This is a genomic window from Roseburia hominis A2-183 (genome assembly GCF_000225345.1).
GTDB classification, from domain to species: domain Bacteria; phylum Bacillota; class Clostridia; order Lachnospirales; family Lachnospiraceae; genus Roseburia; species Roseburia hominis.
In genome coordinates this window covers 3100001-3112204 of the sequence record NC_015977.1, presented here as the reverse complement: position 1 = coordinate 3112204, position 12204 = coordinate 3100001, and the positions used below count along the sequence as shown (strand labels likewise).

Below are 12204 nucleotides of genomic sequence, written 5' to 3'. Positions count from 1 at the left end.
TCCGTCCGTTTTTGGCGCTGCAGAAGATTTAATAAATATTTTATGGGGATTTAACGGCGGGTTCATGAATGTCTGATATAATAATACCTGATGATGGAAAACAGACAATGGAGGTTTTTATAAATTGGAGGAACAGGGGAAGCAGCAGGAAATAGAAATCGAAGAGGTGACCGCACAGGAGAATGTGATCGCGGTGCGGGATCTGGTGCCGATGCGTGCGGCGATGGATGACAGCATGGAACGGATCGCAGATATGAAGGACCAGTTTTCACAGACGATCGATCCGATCCTGCGCATGTACAATGCGGCGATGTGTGCAACGACGGCAAGGCTTGAGATAATAGAGGACGAGTTCAAGTACCGGAAGCTGCGCTGTCCGATCCACCATATTGACACCCGCCTGAAGTCGGCGAAGAGTATTCTGGGCAAGCTCCAGAAGAAGGATCTGGATCTGACGCTGTCGGCTGCCTGCAACAACATCTACGACATCGCGGGAATCCGTGTTGTCTGCTCTTATATCAAGGACGTCTATCTGATCCGCGACCGTCTGATGGCGCAGGATGATGTTATGATTATGCAGATCAAGGATTACATAGAGACGCCGAAGGAGAACGGTTACCGGAGTCTTCACATGGTCATCCGGGTGCCGGTATATTTTATGAACAAAAAGCAGCTGGTGCCGGTGGAACTGCAGATCCGCACGCTGGCGATGGATCTGTGGGCAAGCCTGGAGCATGACATCAAATATAAGTGTCTGTATCAGACGGAGACGGAGAATTTCTCCGAGGAACTAAAGGAATGCAGCCGGCTCATTTACGAGGCGGAGGAGAAAATGGAGATCATGAACCGTACACTGGAAGCATAAGGGGAGGCGCGGGCGATGAGAGAGAAACAGAATCCGGTCGAAAAAGAATGGGCAGCAGTTGTCAAGGCAGAGGAGCGCTTTCTGCGCCATGCCATGCCGGCGCGGACGGCGGGCTGGCAGGAGAAGATCACGCGCTATGTGCCACAGAAGCTGGAGGCGACTCTGCACACCGCTTTTTACAAAGCGTTTGAACTGATCTTTGACAAGGGAACGCCGGTGATAGAGAAGACCTGCCAGAAGGAGAAAAAGGAGCAGAATTATAAGATCAATGCTTACGCCGCAGAGGTGCGCGACACGAGACATGCCCTGCGGGCATTCGGGAGAGAGGCGGGTGCCAGCCGGAACCTGAATCTGGCGGTATCGGCGGTGGAAGGTGTCGGCATGGGATTTTTCGGTCTGGGTCTGCCGGATATACCGCTGTTCCTCGGTGTTTTGTTGAAAAGTATCTACGAGGTCGCACTCAGCTACGGATACACGTATGACACGCAGGAGGAGCAGATCTTCATATTAAAGCTGATCGAGACGGCATTGTCGCACGGCGAGCAGCTTGCCCAGAACAATATGGAGCTGAATCTGTGGATGCGTGAGGAGCGTACGTTTTCCGTTTCCAGAAACGAGCAGATCCGGCGCACATCGGATGCACTGGCGGGAGAACTGCTGTATCTGAAATTCGTGCAGGGACTGCCGGTAGTCGGTATGGTCGGTGGAGTTTCCGATATGGTTTATCAGAAGCGCATCAGCGATTATGCAGCAGTTAAATATAAAAGACGTTTTCTTGAGACAAAGAGGAAGACCGGGGAAGAAAAGAGACATCCGGCAGGATAAGTTTGCGGATGGCATGCAGAAGGGGAAGCCGTTATTCGGCTTCCCCTTCTGCGACAATATCCTCAAGAACATGAATCAGGTCATACATGTTGTTGAGACAGACATTCCGTTCCAGAATCAGATTTTTCAGATCAGCAGACAGGGTATCAAACCGGTCGCGGATCTCGGGAGATACATAAGATGCCATAAGATTACCTCACTTTTTCATACTTCAGAAAAAGTATGAGCATCCGGAGAGCTTTTTATGTGTAAAAAATGCCGTAAAGGTGGTATGATAGTGGAGAAAAAGTGGAATGGAATAAGAGTATGAATGAGAAAATTTACTGCCGGATCAGGCGTGTGCGCGCGGTATTTCTGACATTTTTCCTGACGGCAGCAGTTGTTTTGACAGACGCACAGAACATCCGGGAAAAGGAATACGAAAAAACAGAGATCATATACTGTATTGGGGACAGTATCACATACGGCAGCGGTCTGGAGGATGAGGAACGGCTGACGAAGTCGTATCCGGCGCAGCTAGGAATCCGGCTTGGCCCGCGCTACCTCATTTTCAATTACGGCGTGAGAGGAGCAACCCTGCAGGATCTTTCCCGTAAAAGCTACCGCAACATGGGGTATCTGAACGTGATAGAGGCGCAGTCCCCGGATGTGGTGATTATTATGCTGGGAACCAACGATTCCAAACAGAAATACTGGGATGCAGAGAGGTATGAGGAACAGTATCTTGCATTGATTGACGAACTTCACAATCTGCCGGGACATCCGTATCTGTATCTGATGGCACCGCCGGAAGCATTTCCTGCGGAGGAGGGAGAGATCCTATACGGGATTAACAATGATGTGATCGGAGGAGAGATCCGGAACCTTGTGCCGGACATCGCGGAGCAATCGGGCTGCGGAACGCTGGATCTCTACGCGCTGACGCAGGATCACCCGGAATATTTCGTGGATGGAATTCACCCGACCGAGGAAGGATATGCGCTGATTGCGCAGATGGTTGCGGATCAGATCCGGGCAGACCGGAATGCGGGCGTGTGGTGACGCGGTTAAAAAAGGGCTTCAAAAATTACAAAAAATATGATATAATGAATCCATTCATCTGAAACGGAGTATGGCGTAGTTTGGTAGCGCGCACGGCTGGGGGCCGTGAGGTCGCAGGTTCAAATCCTGTTACTCCGATTCCTTGGCAGGGGCACGGCAGGCGGAGCGATCCGTCTGGCGGCTTAAGAAAGAGAGAGACCGTATATTGCGGTGTCTCTTTTTTATGTAATAGGAAACTTCGTTCCTATTACACAAAAACGTTCCGCGGGGATGTGCAGCTCGCGGTGAGGTACATAATGCTTTGCATACCGCTGGGGCGCAAGTGTGCGGCAAGCGCACACTTTGTTTTTAGGAAAAAAGAAAGGCATAGAAAAACCCGGCAGAATCAATTTATGATTCTGCCGGGTTTTGTGACAGCGGAGACGGCGGGATTCGAACCCGCGTGCCCCGGAGGGCTAACGCATTTCGAGTGCGCCCCGTTATGACCGCTTCGATACGTCTCCGAATGAATGGATCACAGAGGATTCTACTGTGAGACACTCGATTAGTATATCATATCTGGTTTATTTTGCAAGATGCTTTCGCGAAAAGTCTTGAAATAAGTTTTTTCGGGAGATACTATTTTTATAGCATAACAGGAGGGTAAGGTATGGAAAATAAGACACGGGAAGCAATTCGGTTTGAGGGAAGCGTGCAGGGCGTTGGATTCCGCTACCGGATGTCACAGCTTGCAAGACACTACGATGTGACGGGATGGGTCAGAAATGAGTACGATGGAAGCGTCTCGGCAGAACTGCAGGGGAGACGGGAGGCGATCGACGAGATCATTGCGCGCCTTAGGGAGGATTCCTATATTTATCTGGACAGAGTGAGCCGGCAGAAACTCGAATTAAACGAAGAGGAGCGGGCATTTTCCGTGCGCTATTAGGCGCTGCGGCGCGCTGGTGCTGTGAAACACAGTTGCAAAATGGCGTCGAAGAGGGTAATATTCTATATAGAAAAACTGCGGTCCGGATGCGGACCCACAGACCATGAACGGATGGTACGAAAAGACGGAAACAGGAGGAGAAGCAGATGAAGAGAATCGGTATGTTGACGAGTGGCGGAGACTGCCAGGCATTGAATGCTGCCATGCGCGGTGTTGTTAAAGGACTCAGCGAGAACGTGGATGAATTGGAAGTATATGGTTTTTTGAATGGCTATAAAGGTTTGATTTACGGGGACTACCGGCTGCTGACATCCGCGGATTTCTCCGGTATTCTGACGAAAGGCGGCACGATTCTCGGATCATCGCGACAGCCGTTTAAGCAGATGCGTGTGCCGGATGCAAACGGACTGGACAAGGTGGAGGCGATGAAGGCGACCTACCACAAGCTCAACCTGGACTGTCTGGTGATCCTCGGAGGAAACGGAACACAGAAGACGGCGAACCTGCTTCGGGAAGAGGGGTTAAATATTATCCATCTGCCGAAGACGATCGACAACGATATTTACGGGACGGACGTCACATTCGGATTTCAGAGTGCCATCAATATCGCCACAGATTGCATTGACTGTATCCACACGACGGCAGCGTCCCACAACCGCGTCTTTATTGTTGAGGTCATGGGGCATAAAGTCGGCTGGCTGACGCTTTATGCTGGCGTTGCGGGGGGCGCGGATATTATTCTGCTTCCGGAAATACCGTACGACATCGAGAAAGTGATTGCCGCGATCAACAAGCGCACGAAGGCAGGAAAAGGATTTACCATACTTGCGGTTGCCGAGGGAGCCATCTCCAAGGAGGATGCGGCGCTCTCCAAGAAAGAGTACAAGGAAAAAGTGGCAAAGCGGAAATATCCGTCTGTTTCCTACGAGATTGCAGACCGTATATTCAAGGAGACCGGCGTCGAGGTGCGCGTGACTGTACCGGGTCACACACAGCGCGGCGGAAGCCCATGTCCGTATGACCGTGTGCTCTGCACGAGACTCGGTTCGGCGGCGGCAAAAGCGATCATGGACGAGAACTACGGCAACATGGTTGCCATGGTCAATGGCAAGATCAAATATGTACCGCTCGGAGACGTGGCGGGCAAATTAAAAACGGTCGATCCGAACGACCAGATGATAAAAGAAGCAAAGCGGATTGGAATCAGCTTTGGAGATTAAGGTGAGGGAAAAGCATGTCATATCAGGCATTATATCGTAAGTTCCGTCCGCAGGAGTTTGACGATGTAAAAGGACAGGATCATATTGTAACAACGTTAAAGAATCAGATTAAAGCAGACAGAATCGGACATGCTTATCTATTTTGCGGAACCAGAGGAACGGGAAAGACGACGATTGCCAAGATTTTTGCGAAGGCGGTCAACTGTGAGCATCCGGTGGACGGGAGTCCGTGCGGGGAATGTCCGACATGCAGGGCGATTGCGGCGGGCAATTCCATGAACGTGATTGAGATCGATGCGGCTTCCAACAACGGCGTCGACAACATCCGCCAGATCCGCGAGGAGGTGGAGTACCGTCCGACCGAAGGAAAATACAAAGTCTACATTATCGATGAGGTGCATATGCTTTCCATAGGAGCGTTCAATGCACTGCTTAAGACCCTGGAGGAACCGCCGGCGTATGTCATTTTTATTCTGGCGACCACCGAGGCGCACAAGATTCCGATCACGATTCTATCACGGTGCCAGCGCTATGATTTCCGCAGAATCTCGATCGACACGATCACTGCCCGCCTGCGGGAACTGATGGATGCGGAGCAGGTGACGGTGGAGGACAGGGCGCTGCGCTATATCGCCAAGGCGGGAGACGGCTCGATGCGTGACGCGTTAAGCCTTCTGGATCAGTGTATCGCTTTTTACCTGGGACAGGAGCTCACTTACGACAAAGTGCTGGATACGCTCGGAGCAGTCGACACAGAGATTTTCAGCCGCCTGCTCAGACAGATCCTCGATAAAAATATCACGGGGGCAATCCAGACCGTGGAGACGCTCGTGATCGAAGGACGGGAGTTAGGGCAGTTTGTCACGGATTTCACATGGTATCTGCGCAATCTGATGCTGGTGCAAAGCTCGGACGATATGGAGGATGTGCTTGACATCTCTTCGGAAAATCTGGCGCTCCTGAAGGAAGAGGCGTCTATGGTGGACGCCGATATTCTGATGCGCTATATCCGCATTTTCTCGGAGCTTGGCGGCCAGATCAAATATGCCAGCCAGAAGCGGATTCTGATTGAAATTGCGATAATTAAGTTATGTAAACCGGAAATGGAAAAAGATTACACGTCCCTGGTGGACCGCATCGACAGCCTGGAGAAGAAACTGGAAAAAGGTGTTGTGATGGCGGCACCGGGGAGTGCCAGGCAGGGCGTAGGTGGAAGCGCGCAGGGGGCACAGGGAGGCTCGCTGCCCAAGGCAGAACTGCCCAAGGCGATTCCGGAGGATGTGAAGCAGGTGCTGACAAACTGGGGCGGCATCTTATCGCAGCTTACCGGCGTGACAAAGACGTATCTTAAGATGGCGACCCGGTCGCTCGGACCGAACGGGGAATTGATGCTGGTGTTCGATGACAAAAACGCTTACGAGTACGTCGAGCAGAACCGTTCGGATTGCCAGGACGCATTAAAAGCGGCAGCGGCGGATCGGATTGGCAAAGAGGTTGCGATTCTGGTGAAGTTAAACGACACGGGGCATGCCAGTGACGAGGTCTATCCGGATCTGGGCGCGCTCATCCAGATGGACATCGAGGAAGAGGATTTTTAAAGCTGGACGAATCACACAATTTATATTATGATAGATGGAACAGTCCTAAGAGAAAAGCAGGAGGAAGCAGACATGGCAAAAAGAGGTGGATTCCCGGGCGGTATGCCGGGTAATATGAATAACCTTATGAAGCAGGCGCAGAAAATGCAGCGCCAGATGGAAGAGGCCCAGAAGGAGTTAGAGGAGAAGGAAGTGACCGCGGCAGCGGGCGGCGGTGCCGTGGAAGTGACGGTATCCGGCAAGCATGAGATAACGAAAGTAAAGCTTTCCCCGGAGGTTGTGGATCCGGATGACATCGAGATGCTGGAGGATCTGATCATGGCGGCGACAAACGAGGCCTACCGTCAGTTAGACGAATTTTCCCAGAGTTCCATGGCAAAGATTACCGGCGGCATGGGCGGACTTGGCGGAATGCCATTCTAATAGAATTTATAACTGCACCTGTGTGGCGATCGCGCTGTACGGGTGCAGTTTTGTTTTATGGCACTGCAGCTTTAGCGGGTAAATACCGTCTGCTGATAAGCAAGGCGATGAGAAGATCACGACTTTTGCTTTCAGGCAGAATGCATATGGAAATTCTGTTCAAAAAATGTGGCATTTCTGCCTGAAATCAGTATGACGTGCTTCTTAACATTGCTTATCAGCAGACGGCAATGTCTATCTGATGCGGCAGTGCCATGAAACAAGAGCAACCTGCGTGGGGGCACATGGTGCTCAGAGCTTTGCCTTGAATACCTCGTCGGCGGGATAGCCGCCGGCGCACTTCTGCATGCCGCGCTGGATGCTGTCGGCGGAGGTGCCCCAGTCCTTGTCCTTGTTGCGGTAGTCGTTTTTCTCAACAAACCAGGACACTTCTTTTTGGAGCCGGTCGAGATTGTCCTGTATCATCGAGAAGGCTTTGGGATAAAACTCTTTTTTCTCGTCATCGGTCAGCTTGTCCTCGGCTGCCTCGATCAGGTCGCCGAAGTGCGGCAGGCAGAATCCCCTGCTTTTTTCAAAAAGTGCGCGGAATTCCTCATTTTTCTTATACAGGTCGAAAAAAGTATCCAGATAACGGCCGTAGATCTGATGGAAATGGTCGCAGACATAGCAGTCGGTGGTCTTAGCGGCGATCCATGCGCCGAGAGGCGTTTTGGGCGCATTCCCGGATGAGACATCCGTGTGCTTCATGCGTTTGATAAAGCTGGATTTGCCGGGCGTAAAATGTGCCAGCTCATCGTCGAGCTCCTGGTTCAGCTTTTTTAAGTGTGTGCTTAAGATCAGGGCGTTGCCGAGCCGGTTGCCGTAGTCGTACATCATCTTGAAGTGGTGGCGGCAGAAACCGGTGGCGTCTGTTTTGGCACGGATATCATCTTCCATATAGGCAGAGCCGAGGATGAAGGAGATGGCATGCTGCTCGGCCTCGCGTTCCAGGTAGCAGAAAGGGCATTCGTCGTCTGCGTGGAAGGCATTCATCAAAGGGATGGTTGCAATCGTTTCTTTCATGGTAATCTCCGTTTCTTTTCATACAATCTGTGAATAAATTCAGTATAGCATACCAGAGGAAGAAAAATCAAAACCGCCTTGTAAAATGCGGCGTTATCAAGTAATATATATAAGGCTGCAGGGAAAGCCCGGCAGTGTTGACAGGAAGTTTGAGGGAGAGAATGGAATACTATAGCAGACAGATCAGCAAGTTAATACAGGAATTATCCGCCCTGCCGGGAATCGGCACGAAGTCTGCACAGCGTCTGGCATTTCATATCCTGAATATGCCAAAGGAGCAGGTGGAGGAGCTTTCTTCTGCGATTTTGGACGCAAAGCAGAATGTGCGGTATTGCAAGGAATGTTTTACGCTGACAGATGAGGAAATCTGTCCGATCTGCAGCGACAGTTCCAGGAACCACAAGGTCATTATGGTGGTGGAGAACACGAGGGATCTCGCGGCATACGAGAAGACACAGAAGTATGACGGAGTATATCATGTGCTGCACGGCGCGATCTCACCCATGCTCGGAATCGGGCCGGGGGACATCAAACTCAAAGAACTGATGCAGCGCCTGCAAAAGGATGTGGATGAGGTCATCATTGCGACGAATTCCAGCCTGGAGGGGGAGACGACGGCAATGTATATCAGCAAACTGATCAAACCGACCGGTATAAAAGTTACGCGGATTGCAAGCGGTGTGCCGGTGGGCGGCGATCTGGAATATATTGATGAGGTGACGCTTCTGCGCGCGCTTGAGGGGCGCACGGAACTGTAGTGACCGCATGAGAAAGGGATGCGACTGTCCGGCATCTGGGTCGGACGGATGACAATCAGATATAAGAAAGGACCATGACACGACATGACGAATCTGGAACTTCAAAAGACAGCAAATGAAATTCGCAAAAGCATTGTAACTGCGGTGCACAGTGCAAAAGCGGGACACCCGGGCGGATCACTCTCGGCGGCAGATATTTTCACATATCTGTACTTTGAGGAGCTGAACATTGATCCAAAGAATCCGAAGATGGCGGATCGTGACCGGTTTGTATTGTCCAAGGGACACACGGCACCCGGACTTTACGCTGCGCTTGCAGAGCGTGGATTTTTCCCGAAGGAGGATCTGGTAACGCTGCGTCACACAGGATCATATCTGCAGGGACATCCGGATATGAAGCATATTCCGGGCGTGGATATGTCGAGCGGTTCTCTGGGACAGGGACTCTCGGTGGCAGTGGGAATGGCTGCAGCAGGAAAGTTCGACAAGAAAGACTATCGTGTATATGCACTTTGCGGTGACGGAGAGATCCAGGAGGGACAGATCTGGGAGGCTGCCATGTGGGCAGGATTTAAGAAACTGGATAATCTGGTGGTGATCGTGGATAACAACAACCTTCAGATTGACGGTTCCATTGACGCGGTATGTTCTCCGTACCCGATCGACAAGAAGTTTGAGGCGTTCAATTTCCATACGATCAACATCAACGGAAATGATTTTGACGAGATCCGTGCGGCTTTTGCGGAGGCGCGGGCGACCAAGGGAATGCCGACGGCGATTATCGCAAAGACATTAAAGGGAAAAGGTGTTTCATTCATGGAGAATGCCGTTGACTGGCACGGAAAAGCACCGAATGATGATGAATATAAGATCGCAATGGAAGATCTGGAAAAGGCAGGTGCAGCATTATGTCAGAATTAGGAAAGAAGATTGCAACCAGAGAGAGTTACGGCAACGCGCTGGTAGAACTTGGAAAAGAGCATGAAGATCTGATCGTGCTGGACGCGGATCTGGCAGGTGCGACAAAGACCGGCATTTTTAAGAAGGCATTTCCGGAGCGCCACTGGGACATCGGTATTGCAGAGGCGAATATGACAGGAATCGCGGCAGGTCTTGCAACCTGCGGAAAAGTTCCGTTTATCAGTTCTTTTGCGATGTTTGCGGCGGGCAGAAATTACGAGCAGGTGCGCAACTCGATCGGTTACCCGCACCTCAATGTGAAGATCGGAGCGACCCATGCGGGAATCTCCGTGGGTGAGGACGGAGCGACCCATCAGTGCCTGGAGGATCTGGCTTTGATGCGCGCGATCCCGGGAATGGTCGTGCTCAATCCGGCGGACGATGTGGAGGCGCGTGCGGCAGTGCATGCGGCGTATGATCACGTGGGACCGGTGTACCTGCGTTTTGGACGACTGGCGGTTCCGGTATTTAATGACGAGGCGACCTACCGGTTTGAGATCGGCAAGGGAATTGTGTTAAAAGAGGGAAAAGATGTCTCGGTATTTGCAACAGGATTGTGTGTGAACGAGGCGAGAGAGGCGGAGAAGCTTCTGGCAGCAGACGGTATTGATGCGGAGATTATCAACATCCATACGATCAAGCCGCTGGATGAAAAGCTGGTACTTGCGTCCGCAGCGAAGACCGGAAAAGTGGTAACGATCGAGGAACATTCCGTGATCGGCGGACTGGGAAGTGCCGTATGCGACATCCTTTCTGAGAAGCAGCCGACGAAAGTCATGAAGATCGGTATCAACGATGTGTTCGGAGAGTCCGGTCCGGCTCTGGAACTGATTCAAAAGTATGGACTGGATGCACAGAGCATCTACGAGAAAGTAAAGGCGTTTGTAAAACAGAATTAGAGAAAAACGCAGATAAGGCCGCGGGGATTGTAGCTTCCCTGCGGCTTTTGTAATGCCGGGAAAGATTTTGGCAGAAGAGACGGAAGGCTGTCGAAACATTTTTTCGGACAAGCCCATAATATTTCAAAATATGCAGAGGGCTTGTGGTACGATTTCCCCGAGAAAAGGTTGTAAAATCCATGTGCGTGTATTGCGCGGATGCGCAGCCGGATGCGGAAAGGGGAATCGTGTGGCATGATAGAGATTATTCACCAGGAACAGACGGAAGAGAAGGTACAGAGGGAACTGCCAAGAGAAATCAAACAGATCGGGTCGCCGGATGCAGGGGAACGGATTTATGTGGAAGATACCGTGTACCGCAGAATGCATCCGCATGGCGGCGTGGAAGAAAAAACGGCATATGTGCTGCTGGGAAAATTTGAGAACTGCATGGGCAGAGAGTGCACGTTTGTGGAAGCGGTTATTCCGTTGAATGAAATCCTGTTTGACCGGGATATTCCGGTCTGGGACGATCACACGTGGGCGTACATATATAAGCAGTTAAAGCCGGAGCATGATCCGTTCGTGATTGTAGGATGGGCGCTGGATATCAAGGGACAGCTCCCCAATATGACGGCGCACCTGGAGGCGCTGCATCAACGGAACTTCGGTGGAAAGCGCCAGATTCTTTTTCTGATGGACAGCCTGGAATGTGAGGAGGCGGTCTACGGCAGCCGGAACGGGCACCTGTACAGAAGAGATGGATTTTACATTTATTACCAGCACAGGCAGGTGCCAGAGGAGAACGACCTCTGGAAAAAAGAGGAAAAGGAATTTTACCGGGAAATGGATGTGGAAGGGGAAGAGAAGCCAAAACCGGCAGTGCCAGTAAGCGCCGGGGAGCGGGAAGTGGCGGCGGACATGGCGAAAATGCCGGAAAATGAGGAAGGTACAGGGGTGTACCGTGGTCTTTACCGCAGGAGAGTACAGCAGGATGCCGGTCGGCAGGAAAAGCAGGAAAGACCCGCGTATGCAGCCACAGTTCTGCTGGGGGCGGTTGTGTGTGTGCTTGGTGTGACCGCATATCTGAATCATGAAAAGATGGTGGATATGGAACAGACGCTTGCGCAGATGAAGGGAACCCGGTATGTGACAGAAGCGCAGACGGCGGACACGGAGACGGAAGAGACGGAGCGGATGCCGTCTGTGGCGGTAGAGACGGTGATGGGGAATGTCGAAAAACAGGAACTGTCTGCGGAAGCGGCGGGAACGCAGGAAGATTCTGCGGCGCAGCAGGCGGAGACGGCGCAGGAGGCACAGGGGGCACAGGGGACAGCAGAGCCAGCGGAAAATGCAACGGCAAATGCAGCAGCAGGAACTGCAGCGGGATCGGAAACTGCGGGGGATACGGCGGCAGCCGGTGGACAGGCATGCGCAGACGCAGCGGGCACGTCGGTGGAGGCGCAGACGCAGAGCACGCCATCCACGGACGGGGACCCGGCGGCGGTACAGACCCAGGGCACGACGACAGCTGCCGGAAACTCATCGGCGGAGAATGTGCAGGCGGCAGCAGTGCAGACCGAGGCGCAGATGTATCTGTCGCAGGGATATTATGATGTGCAGAAGGGAGACAGCCTTGTGGGAAT

Annotated in this window: 13 protein-coding genes and 2 tRNA genes (1 of these 15 running past the window's edge); 12 read left to right on the top strand and 3 right to left on the bottom strand. The window is 52.0% G+C overall.

Annotated elements, in window-relative coordinates:
• The first annotated feature begins 124 nt into the window (after positions 1–124).
• On the top strand, positions 125–865 hold the full coding sequence (locus tag RHOM_RS14005) for a GTP pyrophosphokinase (protein WP_014080947.1): 741 nt from the start codon (positions 125–127) through the stop codon (positions 863–865).
• A gap of 15 nt (positions 866–880) precedes the next feature.
• Positions 881–1690: an EcsC family protein gene (locus RHOM_RS14000; RefSeq protein WP_014080946.1), complete on the top strand. Its 810-nt coding sequence runs from the start codon at positions 881–883 to the stop codon at positions 1688–1690.
• Positions 1691–1721: 31 nt separating this feature from the next.
• Here the strand turns inward: RHOM_RS14000 and RHOM_RS17745 are convergent, their stop codons facing one another.
• Positions 1722–1877, bottom strand: coding sequence for a hypothetical protein (locus RHOM_RS17745; RefSeq protein WP_014080945.1), 156 nt, complete (start codon positions 1875–1877; stop codon positions 1722–1724).
• A gap of 119 nt (positions 1878–1996) precedes the next feature.
• Between RHOM_RS17745 and RHOM_RS13990 the strand changes: the two genes are divergently transcribed.
• The gene (locus RHOM_RS13990) at positions 1997–2731 is read left to right on the top strand and encodes a GDSL-type esterase/lipase family protein (RefSeq protein WP_014080944.1); all 735 of its coding nucleotides are present in this window, start codon (positions 1997–1999) and stop codon (positions 2729–2731) included.
• Between the two features lie 64 nt (positions 2732–2795).
• Positions 2796–2869: transfer RNA gene (locus RHOM_RS13985), tRNA-Pro, on the top strand.
• Positions 2870–3148: 279 nt separating this feature from the next.
• On the opposite strand, the gene RHOM_RS13980 is transcribed toward RHOM_RS13985, so the two are convergent.
• Positions 3149–3234, bottom strand: a tRNA-Ser gene (locus tag RHOM_RS13980).
• Between the two features lie 146 nt (positions 3235–3380).
• On the opposite strand from RHOM_RS13980, the gene RHOM_RS13975 reads away from it, so the two are divergent.
• The 4 genes from RHOM_RS13975 to RHOM_RS13960 all read left to right on the top strand — a co-directional run bounded on the left by RHOM_RS13975 (position 3381) and on the right by RHOM_RS13960 (position 6900).
• A complete protein-coding gene (locus tag RHOM_RS13975) occupies positions 3381–3659 on the top strand; it encodes an acylphosphatase (RefSeq protein WP_014080943.1) in 279 nt (92 codons plus the stop codon).
• A 146-nt stretch (positions 3660–3805) separates the two neighbouring features.
• The gene (locus RHOM_RS13970) at positions 3806–4879 is read left to right on the top strand and encodes a 6-phosphofructokinase (protein ID WP_014080942.1); all 1074 of its coding nucleotides are present in this window, start codon (positions 3806–3808) and stop codon (positions 4877–4879) included.
• Positions 4880–4893: 14 nt separating this feature from the next.
• Positions 4894–6477, top strand: coding sequence for a DNA polymerase III subunit gamma/tau (gene dnaX, locus RHOM_RS13965; protein WP_014080941.1), 1584 nt, complete (start codon positions 4894–4896; stop codon positions 6475–6477).
• 72 nt (positions 6478–6549) lie between these two features.
• Positions 6550–6900: a YbaB/EbfC family nucleoid-associated protein gene (locus tag RHOM_RS13960; protein ID WP_014080940.1), complete on the top strand. Its 351-nt coding sequence runs from the start codon at positions 6550–6552 to the stop codon at positions 6898–6900.
• A gap of 291 nt (positions 6901–7191) precedes the next feature.
• Here RHOM_RS13960 and RHOM_RS13955 read toward each other — a convergent pair whose 3' ends face one another.
• Positions 7192–7962, bottom strand: a complete 771-nt coding sequence (locus tag RHOM_RS13955; protein ID WP_014080939.1) for a DUF6062 family protein — start codon at positions 7960–7962, stop codon at positions 7192–7194.
• 161 nt (positions 7963–8123) lie between these two features.
• Here RHOM_RS13955 and recR point away from each other — a divergent pair, with 161 nt between their 5' ends.
• The 4 genes from recR to RHOM_RS13935 form a co-directional block, all read left to right on the top strand.
• Positions 8124–8720: a recombination mediator RecR gene (gene recR / locus RHOM_RS13950; protein ID WP_014080938.1), complete on the top strand. Its 597-nt coding sequence runs from the start codon at positions 8124–8126 to the stop codon at positions 8718–8720.
• Positions 8721–8804: 84 nt separating this feature from the next.
• Complete coding sequence (locus RHOM_RS13945) at positions 8805–9641, top strand: transketolase (protein WP_014080937.1); 837 nt, start codon at positions 8805–8807, stop codon at positions 9639–9641.
• Entirely contained in the window at positions 9629–10579 is a 951-nt protein-coding gene (locus RHOM_RS13940) for a transketolase family protein (RefSeq protein ID WP_014080936.1), read from the top strand. The genes RHOM_RS13945 and RHOM_RS13940 overlap by 13 nt, the downstream gene beginning before the upstream one ends.
• 234 nt (positions 10580–10813) lie before the next feature.
• On the top strand, positions 10814–12204 hold the 5' portion of the coding sequence (locus tag RHOM_RS13935) for a LysM peptidoglycan-binding domain-containing protein (RefSeq protein WP_014080935.1). The gene runs 112 nt beyond the window's last position; only the first 1391 of its 1503 coding nucleotides appear in the window; it begins with the start codon at positions 10814–10816; the stop codon falls past the right edge of the window.